Here is a 14360-nt window from a genome sequence, read left to right as displayed (position 1 = left end):
ACACTAGGAATCCTCACCGAGGCCGAGCCCGGCACCTTCAGCAAGAAGCAGTAACCAAGTCCGGAACGGACATCAACTCACGAACCGCCCACTGAGATTGTTGGGTAGGGCGACTAATTCGTTTGCCGCTGGGGTGGCGGGCGGGTTGAGTGACTGGCTATGAACCTGGCACAGGCGGCCGAGCGGCTCGGGTTGGGGCAGTTGCTGGATGCCCCGCTGCTGCTCAAGGATGACGAGCAGAGCCCGGTGTGGAAGGCCGTTACTGACTCCGGCTCATGGGTGGTGAAGATCGTCCCCTTCTGGGGTGACTTCTGGCTGCCCATGGCTGCCCAGGCAGGGGCGCTTGAAGTCGCCGCGTGGGAGATCGGTGTCGCGATGCCCGAGCCGCAATCGACGACTCTGGGAGAAGCGGGTCTGTGGCGACCGATCGGGGACGGTGTCTACGCCCGTGCGGTGCGCTTCGTCGAGGGCGCGCATCCGACCGCGCCGGCGTCCGAACCGTTGGCGGCATGGGCTGGCGGGCTCGTCGCTGACCTTGCACGGTGCGCGATTCCAGCCGACCCGACCGTTGATGGCGACTACCGGTCGTACTCCCAGGGAGAGTGGGAGGAGTGGTTCGCTCAGGCCGAACGCCTCGAGGTCCTCAGTGCCGAGCATGTCCGCATTTTCAAGCTGTCGGTGGAGCAGGCCGAGGCCATGGTTGAGGATCAGCAGGAGTTGTGGCGATCCAAGTTGGTCATGCATCGCGACATCCGGCACCAGAACGTTCTGACCGGCTCCGGTGGACCGGTGCTGTTGGACTTCGATGCCGCTGGGGCGCAGGACCCGTGGTGGGAGCTGGTCTTCACCGCTTTCCATCTCGCCGGCTTCGGCCGCAGGTTGGAAGTGCCCGAGCGCCGTATCATCGAAGCGTGCCTCTCCGGGTATGTCGCTGCGGGAGGGGCAGTCGGGGCGGTCGATGAGTCGGCGTTCACCGGTATGTTCGCCGGACGCGTGGGAGCGGCGGGTTGGCAGCTGTGGATGGCCTGCGGCCACCGGGGCGGGAGTCCGGAGTACCGGGCCAGCTTCGCTCAGACACTCAGGGAGTCGGTGAAGGCGATGGCCATGATGCTTGAGGCCATGCCGACCTGGGCCACTTGGCTCAAGGCGTAAGCGGGGAACGCTGGGCAAGGCGCCGCCAACAGACGAGGCTTGCGGCGAGTTTGCCGAAGCCTTCATGCATGAGCAGGTGGCGGTCCCGGCGGTCTGCGAGGCGTTTGAACTGGTGGAGGTGGGCGATGGACTGTTCGACCACCCAGCGAACCGTCCGGTGATCTTCTTGCGCCCGCGCTGCGGAATGATCGGCTCGATCCATTTGGAGCGCAGCCACTCGCGGAAGGCGGCGGAGTCGTAGCCGCCGTCGGCCAGGATGGCATCGGGTCGGCGGCGCGGGCGTCCAACCCGCCCGGCGACGGGCCCAATCGCTTCGACCAGGACCTGAGCGGCCTTGATGTCGGGGACGTTCCCTGCGGTGGTGATGATCGCGAGCGGCAGGCCCGCACCGTCGCAGGCGATGTGGTGCTTGGAACCGGGCCGGCCCCGGTCTACCGGTGATGGGCCGGTGCCCTCGCCCCCTTTTTAGCCCTGACGTGGGAGTCGTCGAGGCAGACCGCCGACCAGTCGATCTCATTGAGTGCGTGCAGCTCGGACAGCAGCAGACTGTGGAGACGGTCGAAGACTCCGGCCTCGCACCAACGCCGGAAGCGCCTCCAGCAGGTGATGCCGGAGCCGAAGCCGAGCTCGCGCGCATGCTTCCAGTTGATGCCGGTATAGAGCACGAACAGGATGCCCTGCAAGCACTTCCGGTCATCCAACGGCACCGGACCATGCGTCCCGGGGCGATGCTCAGGCAGCAGTACCGCGATCCGGGTCCACAGACCTCCATCGATTTCCCAAGGCTTCGCCGTACCGGTCCAACGAGCAAATCCAAAGCCGCGTGTCACACAACCAGTCCGACCATCGAGGAACTTGAAACCAGTTCGTAGTGAGTGGGATTGGTCAAAGCAGTCTGATTGACACCAGCAAGGCAAGCGGCTTGTCACACAACCTGACCTGGAAGCACTTCCGCCACCGGCTACGGGAGGGTGGGTGTGTGACAGGCTGGACAGCTCATTGGATCAGGTCGGTGTGTGGATGCTCGGGAGAGGTCGGGCAGACGTAGAGCTGCATATTGTCCGTGCTGCCTACTTCCACCTTGGTCGGCTGCGCGGGGTCCTGGCAGGGCGGCATCGTTCAGTGGGTCTGTCCGGTTTGATCACGTGATGCCGAGGCTGGCCAGGGGGAGGGTGGCGTTGCGCGCATGGTGGCTGGTGCAGCACAGGCTGGCCAGGGCCCGACGGGGCGGCCAGATCGGCCGCCGTCCCGGATCCGTTCACCGGCGTGCCGCGGAACCGCCTCCGACCCGTTTGCGCACCCGACGCACCAGCTCATCCGCGGCCTGCGGCCACTGTGCGTACTGAAAGTCGAAGCCTGCCTGGGTCAGTCGGCCCGGCACGACACGGCGGCTCTTCAGCAGCAGTTCGGTGTCGGAACGCAGAGCGAACGCGCCGACCTCGGCCATCCACTTGCTCGCAGGGAGACCCACCGGTACACCCCACGCGGAACGCAGGGTGCGCATGAATGCGCGCTGCGGCAGGGGATGGGGAGCCGCCAGGTTCACCGGCCCTGCGATGTCCTCCCGGTCGATCAAGAACTCCACCGCGCGCACGAAGTCGTGTTCGTGGATCCACGACACATACTGTGCTCCACCGGCGACCGGGCCGCCGAGACCCAGGCGGGCCAGTCCCAGCAGGACGGCGAAGACCCCGCCGGGGTCCGGGCTCATCACCATGGCCGAGCGCAGAGCGACCTTGCGCGTGGCCGGCGTTTCGGCCTGCTGCTGAGCCTGCTCCCAGGCCTTGGCGATCTCGACGCTGTACGCCCAGTAGTCCGGCACGCCCGGTTCGGTACCGCCGATCACACCGGTGGCCTCGTCGTTGGGGGCGTCGATGCGGTGCGCGTACACCGTGGCGGTGCTCATCTGCAGCCAGACCCGGGGCGGTCGGGCAGCGCCCGCGATCGCGGCGCCCACGACCCGGGTGGAGTCGACCCGGGAGTCCATCATTTCCTGCAGATTGGCCGCCGTGTATCGGCAACTCACAGTGCGTCCGGCCAGATTGATCACGATATCGCTGCCGTCCACCGCCGCCGTCCATGGCCCCAGGGCCTGACCGTCCCATTGGACCTCGCCCTCGCGCCTGGGGCGTCTGGTGAGAATCACGACCTCGTGGCCGGCGGCGTCGAGTGCGCGCTTAAGGACCGCGCCGACCTGTCCGGTGCCCCCAGGAATCACAATCTTCATCGGCTACCCCTCCTTCGTCTCGGTGAGCCTAGACCAAAGAGTTGAACGCGTTCAAAACTATGCAGCACCATCCACGATTTCAGTCAGCCTCGCCGTGCGGCACAGGGCGCTGGACGTCATTTGGGAGCGTTGTCCGGCTTGATCACGTGATGCCGAGGGTGGTCAGGGGGCGGGTGGCGTTGCGCGCGTGGTGGCGCAGGCCGGCGGCGATACTCCGGTGCCCTGCCAGGCGGAGGGCACCGATGGCGAGGTTGCGCAGGCTGGCCATGGCCCGAGGGGCGGTGCCGGTGCGCACACGGGCGGCGTCCTCAGTCCAGGCGGTGTCACGTACGTGGTGGAGCTGGTTCTCGATGGCCCAGTGCCGGCGGATGCGGCGCGCGATTTCGGCAGCGTCTGCCTGGTCGGCCGCGAGGTCGGTGACGGCGTATACGCGCTCGAGGGTGACCGCGCCGGCAGTGATGGTGCGCCGGCGGCGCACGATCTGCACCGCTTGTGCAGCGTGCGGGAAGTCGAGGTCGGCCACGGTGGCGGTTTTGGCCCGTCTGATCTCGTCGCGGCCGTGCCCGGTGGTCCGGGTCTTGCCCAGCAGGGGCACGTCCCGCCAGGGCAGGCGTTTCAGGCGCTGGTGCAGCAGGGGCTGGTTCCCCTTGATCACGGCGATGTAGTGGGCTTTCTTGTCCTTGCGCGCGCGTGCGCGGTCTGCGAGTGCAGGGCGTCGAAGGTGACCACGGTGTCGGCCAGGTCGAGCTCGGCGAGCATGGGCCGGAAAACGGTGATTTCGTTGGTCTTGCCGTCCACTTCGCGCTGGGCGGTGACCAGGCCGGTGGCGGTCATCGCGGCGAGCAGGTGGACCTGGGTGCCGTCGGAGCGGCGGGCGCCACGCACCGTCTTGCCGTCCACGGCCAGGGAACGGCGGGGCCCTGAGAGCGGGTCCTGACCGGATGGCAGGCGGTCTGGGTCGCGGGCGGCGAGCCAGGAGCCGATCGCTACGTCGAGCGCGTTGCCGTCGATGCGTTCTATCCCGTACCAGAGCTTGGGCGCGAGGTCCGGAGCGGCGGTCTTGATGATCTCGTGGATCCGCTCGGCGAGGACGCGGTCCGCCTCCGGCATCTCGGCGATCTTCGCGAGCACGTCCCGCTCCGCCGCCGCCTCCTTCTCCGCCCGGGACGAACCGCGCCGCGCCGCCGCCTTCTTCTCCTCGCGTGCGTGCTCCTTCATCGCCGCCCGCTCCTCGGCGGTGAATCCGTTGTACTTCTCGGTGGTCGTGCCGGAGTCCTCGGCGGGCGACGTCGTGGACGGCATGGCAAGTTTCCTCTCGTACAGGGTCAGGCGGGGCGGTGAGTGCGGGGGCCGGGAGTCAGGACGGCGTGGGGGCGGGCGACGCGGCAGCCTCCCAGGCGAACCCGTCCGGGTCGGTGAAGGTGTCGGCGGTGCTGCCGAGGACGATGCGGTGCGAGCCGGTGCCGTCGGCCAGGACGCCGAGGTCCTTGGCAAGGGCACGGCGCTTGTACAGCGCCAGCTTGACGGGGCTGGACTGACCGGGGGCGAACTCGGCGTACTTGCCACCGAAGCTCTTGGCCACGGTCAGGCCCCGGCCGACGTAGAACTGCTTGGTGGCCTTCACGTCCTCGACGCCGAGCAGCAGGACGACCTCGTCGATCTCGCGGGTGGCGGGGCCGGTGTCCTTCTTCGCCGAGGTCGCGATCTTCCAGATCGTCCCGTCCGGGGCCTGGACGACGCCGCCGTAGCCCCACAGCGACTTCGCGGCGGGCTTCAGCACCGTGGCGCCGGCGTCCACGGCGGCGCCGACGAAGCTGTCGACGGTGGCCGGCCCGGACACCGTGAGCGCCAGGGTGAAGCCGCGGAATCCGGTGGAGTGCGCCTCGGACGCCCGCAGGCGTATGTACGTGTCCGCGCCGAAGGCGCTGTAGAAGCGGCGGGCGGCCTCGGGGTCGGCCACCTCAAGGGTGACGGACACGAGGGACGAGTTGGCTGCGTTGGAAGTGGTGGTTGCCATGACCATCACGCTAGGGGCTGCGCGGCGACCGGGGCTTCTCGATTCCTGACCGGTCTTGAGACTTGCTTCGCCACGCACGCCGGCATCCCCTCCACCTTGATCGCCGACCCCGCATCGCGGGCCGTACCCGCAGCATCGGCATGGTCGGCCGCCGTATCCGCCGCCTGGCGCCGGAAGGCCCCGGGCGGCATGCCGACCAGCTCGGTGAAGCGGGTGGTGAACGTGCCCAGCGACGCACAGCCGACCGCGAAGCAGACCTCGGTGACGCTGAGGTCGCCCCGCCGCAGCAGCGCCGTCGCCCGCTCGATGCGACGCGTCATCAGGTACGCGTACGGCGACTCACCGTAGGCGGCCCGGAACTGCCGACTCAGGTGCCCGGCGGGCATGTTCACATCACGGGCGAGCGCCTCCACGTTCAGCGGCTGCGCGTATTTCCTGTCGATCCGGTCGCGGACGCGGCGCAGCCGCGCGAGATCAGCCAGGCGCTGCGCCTGGACGCGTGCACGCCGCCATTCAGGCTTACACATGAGAACCCCCCTTTGTCTTTCATCTTCCATGTCCATCGACGTCTTCGAGCGTCTGGGGTGCCCGCCTCGGCGGGCACCCCAGACGCTCGGTGGTGTGGACCGACCCGCCGGACTCGACCAGCCGGTCGAGCAACTGCCGGACAACAGCGGGACGGAGTCCGGGCTCATGACCGGTTCAACGTATGGGTGGTCGCGATGTCGGCCCGGACGGCCGCATCGATACCCGCACAGCTCAGCGCAGCTCCTGGATGCGGACCAGGTTGCCCGCGGGGTCGCGGAACGCGCAGTCGCGGACGCCGTACGGCTGCTCGGTCGGCTCCTGGACGACCTCAGTATCACCGGCCTGAACTTTCTCGAACGTGACGTCGAGGTCCGGGGTGGCCAGCAGGATCCAGCCGTAGGTGCCCTTGGCCATCATCTCGGTGATCGTGCGGCGCTCGTCCTCGGTGATGCCGGGATCGGCGGCAGGCGGCGCCAGAAGGATCGACGTGCCCGGCTGACCGGCCGGGCCGACCGTGATCCAGCGCATCCTGCCCTGCCCGACATCGCTGCGGACCTCGAAGCCGAGGACGTCGCGGTAGAAGGCGAGCGACGCGTCCGGATCGTCGTGCGGAAGAGAAGTCGTGTGAATGGTGATGTCCATGGCGAGCAGGCTAGAGGCGACTTCGTGAACCGGGCTTCTCGATTCCTGACCGCTCACGACACGCCGGGACGTTCACGGGCATGTCACGCGGAGCGCACTCGCTTCCCGCGACAGTGCACCCGACGCCCCGTCAGCCGCCCTCCAGGGGCAACGGAGGCTTAACGCCGGTTCAGGCTGCCCCACCAGGGGCTGGACGTCACCAATGCCAGGAGCCTGTGTACGCGGGCGGAAGGGGCGCGTGACACAGGGGACCTACACCAGGCGCAAGCCCTGCTTCAGCAGGCGCTCGACCTAGATCAGCGGTTCTGGCGGGCGGAGATGCCCGGTGTGGAGACCGGCGGCTACGGGCCGCTGGAGGACCTGGCCCGAAACAAGGTGAACCTGAACAAGGTCACCACGCACTGGCCGGACATGCTGCGGGTGGCCGGCTCGCTGGTGACCGGGCAGGTCCGCGCGTACGACCTGCTGCGGATGTTCGGCCGGGAGGGGCGGCCGACCCCGCTGGGCCAGGCGTTCGCCGAGTACGGGCGGATCGCCAAGACCCTGCACCTGCTGCGGGTCGTCGACCGGGTTGACGACACCTACCGGCGGCAGATGAACCGGCAGTTGACCGTCCAGGAGTCGCGTCACAAGCTGGCTCGGGACATCTGCCACGGCAAGCGCGGCCAGATCATGCAGGCGTACCGGACGGGTCAGGAGGACCAACTCGGCGCGCTCGGCCTGGTCCTCAATGCCGCCGTGCTCTGGACGACCCGTTACCTGGACGCCGCCGTCGCGCACCTGCGGGCGCTCCCCGCGGAGGAGGGCCTGCACCCCCTGCGCGACCCGGCGACCGTCCACCTCGACGAGGACGACGACGGCACAGAGGAGTGAGCAGCTGTGCGTCAGCCGAAGTTGGGCGGCAATGCGCCGAGAATGGTCGCGAGGCTATGCGGGTCGCGGCGGGCGATGTTGTGACCAACCGGAATCTCGTGAACCCGCCAGCCTGAGTCGTTGCGCAACCGTTCGGTCAGGGTCACGAACGGGCTACCTGGCCACGCGCCACCACTGATGAACGTTCGGCCGAGCGCGCGGCTGGGGTTGCCTCCCAGCCTGATCGACTGGACGAAGCTCGCCATTGGGTGCGGTCGCGCGCGCGGGTCGAGCCCATCAGGGACTGCGACCCATCGACCGTCGGCGTGGGCGCCGGCTATGAACAACTCCCGGAAGCTGTCGCTGGTCAAAGACCAACATGAATCCCCGTCGTCCGGGACGTAGGCGTCGATGAAGACGAGCTGATCGAGGCGGTCGCTGAGCCGATCCGCGACACCGGCGATCACCATCCCGCCGTAGCTGTGCCCGCACAGTGCGAGGGGCGTTTCGTCGCTACCGGCAATGATCTCGGCTACCTGGTCAATATGGGCGTCGAGGTTCGGCGGACGGTCCACATCGACTGGGCCGTCCAACTCCAACCCTGACAGGGTCACCGCCTCGACGTGGTGACCGTCTCGGTGCAGCTGGGCAGCCACCGAGTCGAAAACCCATCCACCTTGCCAGCCACCCGGCACCATCACGAACTTCACCGCGTCATCGTAGGTCAACCAGAACCCGACGAGTACAGCTGGTGATCGCACGCCTCGGCAACGCTCGGGCTGGCGGCGGCGAACCGTAAGGCGAATCCGTACGCACCGGCCAGCTCCGGCGACGAAGCTCGTTAGGCCCCTCGATGCCACACGGTTCTCACAATCGAATCCTTTGTCCGAGCAAGATCGAGAAGTGCCGTACGGAGATCGCGAAACGCGGGATCAGTTCGCAAAACTCGTTCTCACTCAAGGATGGGTTCGGGGTACTTCTGAGAATTGTTTGTGACAGCATCCGGAGGCATGACGGCCCCTCAAGAAGCGTCCCTGAGCGACGCGGACGACGTCGAGTGCCACCTCTGCCCGCGCTGCCGGGCCGGGCCCGGCTCGCCGTGCCGCTCGCGCTCCGGCGCGGTCGCCGGCACCTACCACACCGGCCGCTTCACCAAGGTGCCCCGGCTCGCCAAGCTCCTGCGCGTGCCGACGCCCGCCAACCGCGGGCCCGGACAGCCTCGGCAGGGGGTATTGGTCTTTTTTTCATCTGGGTGGTGAGGCGGCCTTCGGTGAATACCGTGCGCCAGTCGCCGGCCACGTGGAGTTCTTCGGTGCCGCGGACACGGACGACGGTCAGGCCGTTGCTGTGGGCCCGGTGGGATTTACACCAGAGGTTAGCGAATGCCTGGGAGCGGATGATGTGCATCCAGGCCGTTTTGGAGGGCGTCCATGAGGTGGGTGTTGGTCCAGTTGTGGCGGCCTTCCCAGATTTCGTCGGCACCGTCCTTGGTTGCGCGTGAGAGCCGCGCCCGTACGGTGCCGACGGCGACACCCAGGGCCTCGGCCGCCGTGGCGGCATCCAGGCCCTCCCACACGCACAGCGTGAACACCTCGCGCTCCCCACGGCGCACCATGCTCAACGCCTTCTGCGCGGCGGCCAGTTCCTCAGTGTCGGCGAGTCGCGGTGCCACCTCGTCGGCGATATCCGGCACAGGCTCGGGGGGCGGGACTCTCATGAGCGCCGCCTGGTGTCTTCGCGCCGCCCGCGCCGTGTTGCGCGTGACGTTCGTCGCGATCCCCAGCAGCCACGGCCGCAGGCTGTCGTCACCCGGAAGGACCCGCTCCCGCAGCCGCCATGCCTCCAGAAAGGTCAGCGACGCAACGTCGTCGGCCATGGCCCAGTTGCCGGTCATCCGGGCGGCGTGCCGGTAGACCACAGAAGCGTGCTCGTCGAAGAGCTGCCTGAATGCATCCGATTCCCGGCCCGCACACGAGCACGTAGTGAAATCTCCACACTCCTCCATGTCCGCTGCGCGAGCCACGTTGCGGTGATCCGGGTCACACCATGGCCAACCCGTCCTCGCCACCGCCCTCAACATGAGCCCGGGACGGGAGGCCGCGCCAGACAGGTCTGTCTGCTCCGCGTGACGTCGTTTCTCCCGACCATTCACGACGCCGAGAATGCCCGACCCTCCCCCATACCGATGACCAAACACTGTCGCTCGAAGCGAACCAAGCCACGCGAGCATGAACAGCATCACCAGCACGGCAACAAGCAGAGCGATCAAGACCACGACACCTCCCCGGCAGAGAGAGCGCACAGGCACTTCAGCATCGGTGCGACTCGCTCCATGACACGGACAACCAGGCCAACTCACTCTGCTACCCCACGCCACCGAAAACTGAGCATGTGCCACCGAAAACCGAGCGAAGGCCACTACCCGCCCCGTGACAGACCCAAGTCGACGACCACGCCGAATGCCCGCACGGGCAGCGTCGCACCGCCGACTTACTCGTCGCGACCCGCGCGACGAAGGCGGGGATGCTGGTCCTGCCGGAACAGGAACGGGAGGCCACGCTGGGCCGGATCCGCGCCTACCTCTCGAGTCAACCGGAAACCGTCGACGGCGAGTTCACCCTCCCGATGCTGACCCGCGTGCTGTGCGTCCGGCAGCGTCAGTTTCGGGGCGGGGCGGGGTCAGCCGATGGCGATCCTTTCTGCCTGTGGACGCAGCCGGTCACGATCCGGACCGCTGTGACGACGGTTCGGCTTGTTGGAGGGGCAGTCACGGCAGGGTTTGTTCGGTCCAGATGACCTTGCCGCTGTTGGTGTACCGGGTTCCCCAGCGGGTCGCCAGCTGAGCGGTCATGAACAGGCCGCGGCCGTCCTCGTCGGTGGTGGCCGCCCGACGCATGCGGGGCGAGGTGCTGCTGCCGTCGGACACCTCGCTGATCAGGGTGCGGTCGCGCAGCAGGCGCACCTGGATCGGCCCGACCGCGTGCCGGATCGCGTTGGTGACCAGCTCGGAGACGAGCAGTTCGGTGGCGAACACCAGCTCTTCCAGGCCCCAGTACCCCAGTTGCTCCGTGACCGCGGCGCGTATCCCGGAGACGCACGCCGGGTCGTGCGGCAGGTCCCAGACGGCAACCCGCCCGGCGTCCAGCGAGCGGAAGCGGGCGACGAGAAGGGCGACATCGTCGCTGGGGCGGGCGGGCAGCAGGGCGTCCAGCACCGCGTCACAGGTCTCCTCTGGCGGGCGGCTGGGCTGCGCGAGGGCACGCTGCAGCAGCGCGAGCCCGACGTCGATGTCGCGGTTGCGGTCCTCGATGAGCCCGTCGCTGTAGAGGACGAGTTCGCTACCCTCGGGCATCTCCAGTTCCATCGTCTCGAAGGGCAGGCAGCCCAGGCCCAGCGGCGGTCCAGCGGGAACCTCGGGGAACTCCACGGTGCCGTCGGGGAGGACCAGCGCGGGTAGCGGGTGGCCGGCGCGAGCCAGGACGCACTGCCTGGATACCGGATCGTAGACCGCGTACAGACAGGTGGCTCCCACGACCCCGCTGCCGACACTTCGACCCGTTCCCGCCATGTCCTGGTCCGCGTCCAGGCGGTCGACCAGGGCGTCGAGGCGCGAGAGAAGTTCGTCGGGGGGCAGGTCGAGGGAGGAGAAGCTGTGGACGGCCGTCTGCAGACGCCCCATGGTGGCCGCCGCGTGCACGCCGTGGCCGACGACGTCCCCGACGACCAGCGCCACCCGGGCACCGGACAGCGGGATGACGTCGTACCAGTCACCGCCGACACCGGCCTTCGACGGCAGATAGCGGTGCGCGACCTCGACCGCGCTCTGCGAGCGCAGCCCCTGAGGGAGGAGGCTGTGCTGCAGCGCCAGGGCCAGGGTGTGTTCCCGGGCGTAGCGGCGAGCGTTGTCGATGCAAAGGGCGGCACGGCCCACCAGCTCCTCGGCGAGAGACACATCGTCGTCCTCCAACGGGTCGGGGCACTCCGCGCGGTAGAAGCTGACGACTCCCAGCAGCAGGCCGCGGGCCTGCATGGGCACCGTGATGAGCGAGTGGATCCCGGAACCGAGGATCTTTGCGCCCCGTGCCGGATCCTGAGCGATCCAGCCCGGGGCCTGGGCCAGCACCGGTTCGAGCACCGACCGCCGGTGCGCCAGGCTGCGGGCCTGCGGGGTGGAGGGAACGAAGTCGATCAGCTCCCCCACCGCGTACAGGTGGGAGCCCTCACGAACCCCTCTCATCGCCACCCGGCGCACCTCGTCGTGGCCCAGCACCGGTTCCTCGCCGTGCAACACGGCGTCCATCAGGTCGACAGTGACGAAGTCGGCCAGCTGCGGAACCGCCACCTCGGCCAGCTCTTCGGCGGTCCGGTTCACATCGAGGGTGGTGCCGATGCGGGAACCGGCGGCGAAGAGCAGCGCCAGACGCTGCCGCGCCTGGACAGCACGCCGCCCCACCCCCGGCTCGTCCAGGAGAAGCAGCCACTCGTCGGTGCCGCTCACCGGGGCTGGGGGCGCCTGCGCTGAGGCGGCCGGGACGGGAGGCCCCAGGAGGTTCGGGGCGGAGCTCTCGCGTGCCGGTGCGGCGGCTGCGCTGTTCGCGGACGCGGCCCGGGGCGGCCTCAGCCTGCTCGGAGTCAGTCGGTCGGTCGCGACCAGCAGCGAGTCCGGGGCGAAGGGGACGGCGCCGGTGGTACCAGAGGCGGTGCGGGCAACCCGCCCCCGCAGGCCGGCGCCGGAGAGCCTGGCCTCGACCGCCATACCCATCTTGCCGGAGGGGCCGGTAACCGGCCGGCACCGGAGCGTGGCCATCTGGCCGCAGGAGAGCATCACCTCGGTGGTGACCCGCAGAGGGGAGGAGATCAGTTCCGCGGCCTTCTCCCGCAACAGCGCATGATCGCTGCGGTCGAGGACTTCACCGATCGGCGGATGGATGCCGACCGTCCCTCGTCCTGGGACCGGCGGACCGATGGACAGCCGATCGTGGTGGCCCGTCCGCAGAAACGTCCTGAACAGCTGCCGCTCCCCTTCCGTGGCCTGTTCGAGCAGGCGCTCTTCTATCTCCGCGACGGCCCCGGACACGGTGGTCAGCATGGTGGGATCGGCGTCGTTCCGCCAGCATGTGAAGTCGAGGACGCCTTCGATGTGCCCGCTCAGAGGGTTGCGGACGGGGGCGCCGGCGCAGGCGAAAGGCTCCATGCCCAGGGCGAAGTGCTCGCGGCCGAGGATGTAGCAGGGCTGGCGTTCCGCCAGCGCGGTGCCGATGCCGTTGGTTCCGGCTATCGGCTCCGCGAAGGTGAATCCCACGCTGAGCTGGACCGCGTCGAGGCCTGTGTTGAGTTTCGTGTCGCCGCCCCGGCGCTGAAGCACCCTGCCGTACTCGTCGGTGAGGATCACGCTCACGTTCTTTCCGGAGAGTGTGGCCTCCAGCTGCGTGAGCACGGGGCCGGCCGCGCGGAGAAGGCGCCCCTCCGGGTCCAGCTCCTCCTGGTAGGGAATCTCAAGCCGGTCGGGCTCCAGTCGGAGGGACTTGCAGCGCCGCCAGGACGCGAGAATTCTGTCCCTGACCTCCGCCTCTACCGTGCCGCCGGCCAGGAAGCGCTCGTAGGCGCTGCTGAGACGGTCCAGGTCATATGAAGGCACCCGAACCACGCTCCTCACCGGATCGGCGCGCCACAGCCCGTCATACGAATTTTGATCGATTTAGAGATCAACATCCCACTGGTACCAACAGCTCATTTTACGGTACATCGGCATTCAGGTGATATTCCCGGCAGGTCTGTTCACGTACGGTGACGCATCGCACCGGTCCTGAGGACTGAGCGGGTGAGTCCTCTTGCCCAGGACCCGTACTCAGCCGAACGCCTTGAACGGTGCCGGGCGTTCTGGTCCTCCGCTTTCGCTCCGTACCCGGCGCGCACGGATCGTGTCCGTGGTCCGGGAGTACGGGGGCGGCTTCCCTCACTCCTTGGGGTGGCCGGTCGGGCCTGGACGGTCCGATGTCCCGCACGATCGCTTCGGTCGTGCGCGGGCGGTGCCGTCCGTCGCCGGATCGGGTGCCCCAGGGCGCGCCCGCCGATGGCCCCCGCTGCCGCATGATGACGAGTGGTCGTCCTGTTCTTGCCTGTGGTCAGGGGCTTCTGCCAGTGCTGGACGCCCCGTCACAACTGGAGGTGCAGGCGGGGTCGACGGCGACGACGGGCACGCCGATTTCGGCGGCCATGGCCACCAGCCGGGCCCGCAGCCTGGAGGTGGGCATGCCGGAGATCAGGTTGCCGAACCGCTTCTGGCGGCCGTGCTTCTCTCGGGTCTTCTCCGCGGTGAAGTCGAGGTCTTCGACCGCGACCGCGAGGCCGTGGCGCCTGGCCCTGTGCAGCAGCCGGATCAGGGCGTGCCGCGGTTGTGCGTCCCGGCACTGTGCGGCGTGGGACAGGTCAGCCGAACGTCTTCGGCTCGCCGACCGGGTTGCCGTGGACATCGAGGCGCCGGGCGGCCAGGTGGTCGGCGTTCGTGTCCACACCGACCACGCCCCCGGGCGCGGCGTCGAGTGGCATGGTCTTGGCGGGCGGGATCTGCCATGAGGCGGTCAGGTACCAGCGGCCCAGCGGCACGTCGTAGCAGATGCGATAGGCGACGGCCCTGTTCGCTTCCACGCGGTCCGCCCACTCGCCTGACCGGTGCCAGAACCGCATCCGCGAGGCAAGGACGTACCTGCCGTGCTGGGCGTCCTCCCACTCGGCGGGCGGGGCGGGCAGCTTGATGCTGATCTCGCCGTCGAGGGGGACGCGGATGGTCTCAGTTGCCGAACCTCTTACCGGACTCGCCGCCCGCGGCCAGGAACCAGCGCTCGGCCTGCCGCCGCTGCTGCCACACCGCCTCGGTCAGTGCGGCGGTGTCGAGGTGGTGGCGGGTGTTGAGCAGCCGCCCAAATCGATTACAAGCCCCAT

Annotated in this window: 10 protein-coding genes and 4 pseudogenes; 3 read left to right on the top strand and 11 right to left on the bottom strand. The window is 68.5% G+C overall.

The window, feature by feature from the left end; translation table 11 throughout:
* Positions 1–159 precede the first annotated feature (159 nt).
* Complete coding sequence (locus tag ACWD4J_RS40490) at positions 160–1152, top strand: aminoglycoside phosphotransferase family protein (protein WP_451400555.1); 993 nt, start codon at positions 160–162, stop codon at positions 1150–1152.
* On the opposite strand, the pseudogene ACWD4J_RS40485 reads toward ACWD4J_RS40490, so the two are convergent.
* The 7 genes and pseudogenes from ACWD4J_RS40485 to ACWD4J_RS40455 all read right to left on the bottom strand — a co-directional run bounded on the left by ACWD4J_RS40485 (position 1142) and on the right by ACWD4J_RS40455 (position 6566).
* Positions 1142–1982, bottom strand: a pseudogene (locus ACWD4J_RS40485) (IS5 family transposase). The gene ACWD4J_RS40490 and the pseudogene ACWD4J_RS40485 overlap by 11 nt on opposite strands.
* Positions 1983–2410: 428 nt before the next feature.
* Positions 2411–3379 (bottom strand): TIGR01777 family oxidoreductase, encoded by a 969-nt coding sequence (locus ACWD4J_RS40480; protein WP_451400554.1) that lies wholly within the window; start codon positions 3377–3379, stop codon positions 2411–2413.
* A 142-nt stretch (positions 3380–3521) separates the two neighbouring features.
* Complete coding sequence (locus ACWD4J_RS40475) at positions 3522–4034, bottom strand: ISAs1 family transposase (RefSeq protein WP_451400553.1); 513 nt, start codon at positions 4032–4034, stop codon at positions 3522–3524.
* Between the two features lie 362 nt (positions 4035–4396).
* Positions 4397–4681 (bottom strand): annotated as a pseudogene (locus ACWD4J_RS40470) (hypothetical protein); the annotation flags it as partial.
* 55 nt (positions 4682–4736) lie between these two features.
* On the bottom strand, positions 4737–5402 hold the full coding sequence (locus ACWD4J_RS40465) for a glyoxalase (protein ID WP_451400552.1): 666 nt from the start codon (positions 5400–5402) through the stop codon (positions 4737–4739).
* Positions 5402–5923, bottom strand: a complete 522-nt coding sequence (locus tag ACWD4J_RS40460) for a helix-turn-helix transcriptional regulator (protein ID WP_451400557.1) — start codon at positions 5921–5923, stop codon at positions 5402–5404. The genes ACWD4J_RS40465 and ACWD4J_RS40460 overlap by 1 nt, the downstream gene beginning before the upstream one ends.
* A 232-nt stretch (positions 5924–6155) precedes the next feature.
* Positions 6156–6566 (bottom strand): VOC family protein, encoded by a 411-nt coding sequence (locus tag ACWD4J_RS40455; protein ID WP_451400551.1) that lies wholly within the window; start codon positions 6564–6566, stop codon positions 6156–6158.
* Between the two features lie 294 nt (positions 6567–6860).
* On the opposite strand from ACWD4J_RS40455, the pseudogene ACWD4J_RS40450 reads away from it, so the two are divergent.
* A pseudogene (locus tag ACWD4J_RS40450) lies at positions 6861–7439 on the top strand (Tn3 family transposase); the annotation flags it as partial.
* Between the two features lie 11 nt (positions 7440–7450).
* Here ACWD4J_RS40450 and ACWD4J_RS40445 read toward each other — a convergent pair.
* Complete coding sequence (locus ACWD4J_RS40445; RefSeq protein ID WP_451400550.1) at positions 7451–8128, bottom strand: alpha/beta fold hydrolase; 678 nt, start codon at positions 8126–8128, stop codon at positions 7451–7453.
* A gap of 300 nt (positions 8129–8428) precedes the next feature.
* Here ACWD4J_RS40445 and ACWD4J_RS40440 point away from each other — a divergent pair, with 300 nt between their 5' ends.
* Positions 8429–8677, top strand: coding sequence for a zinc finger domain-containing protein (locus tag ACWD4J_RS40440; RefSeq protein ID WP_451400549.1), 249 nt, complete (start codon positions 8429–8431; stop codon positions 8675–8677).
* A gap of 116 nt (positions 8678–8793) precedes the next feature.
* Here the strand turns inward: ACWD4J_RS40440 and ACWD4J_RS40435 are convergent, their stop codons facing one another.
* The 3 genes and pseudogenes from ACWD4J_RS40435 to ACWD4J_RS40425 form a co-directional block, all read right to left on the bottom strand.
* Positions 8794–9687 (bottom strand): RNA polymerase sigma factor, encoded by an 894-nt coding sequence (locus ACWD4J_RS40435; protein WP_451400548.1) that lies wholly within the window; start codon positions 9685–9687, stop codon positions 8794–8796.
* A gap of 498 nt (positions 9688–10185) precedes the next feature.
* A complete protein-coding gene (locus tag ACWD4J_RS40430) occupies positions 10186–13056 on the bottom strand; it encodes a SpoIIE family protein phosphatase (protein ID WP_451400547.1) in 2871 nt (956 codons plus the stop codon).
* Positions 13057–13270: 214 nt separating this feature from the next.
* A pseudogene (locus ACWD4J_RS40425) lies at positions 13271–14337 on the bottom strand (IS200/IS605 family accessory protein TnpB-related protein); the annotation flags it as partial.
* Positions 14338–14360 lie beyond the last annotated feature (23 nt).

Source organism: Streptomyces sp. NPDC002577, from assembly GCF_053594815.1.
Note: the sequence above shows the minus strand (reverse complement) of the source record. Positions and strands in the feature narration are given on the sequence as shown.

What these genes read in the sequence shown, in the direction of transcription:
- ACWD4J_RS40465 (WP_451400552.1), bottom strand. Translation starts at nt 5,402, where the DNA reads ATGGTCATGGCAACCACCACTTCCAACGCAGCCAACTCGTCCCTCGTG.
- ACWD4J_RS40480 (WP_451400554.1), bottom strand. Translation starts at nt 3,379, where the DNA reads ATGAAGATTGTGATTCCTGGGGGCACCGGACAGGTCGGCGCGGTCCTT.
- ACWD4J_RS40460 (WP_451400557.1), bottom strand. Translation starts at nt 5,923, where the DNA reads ATGTGTAAGCCTGAATGGCGGCGTGCACGCGTCCAGGCGCAGCGCCTG.
- ACWD4J_RS40455 (WP_451400551.1), bottom strand. Translation starts at nt 6,566, where the DNA reads ATGGACATCACCATTCACACGACTTCTCTTCCGCACGACGATCCGGAC.
- ACWD4J_RS40490 (WP_451400555.1), top strand. Translation starts at nt 160, where the DNA reads ATGAACCTGGCACAGGCGGCCGAGCGGCTCGGGTTGGGGCAGTTGCTG.
- ACWD4J_RS40440 (WP_451400549.1), top strand. Translation starts at nt 8,429, where the DNA reads ATGACGGCCCCTCAAGAAGCGTCCCTGAGCGACGCGGACGACGTCGAG.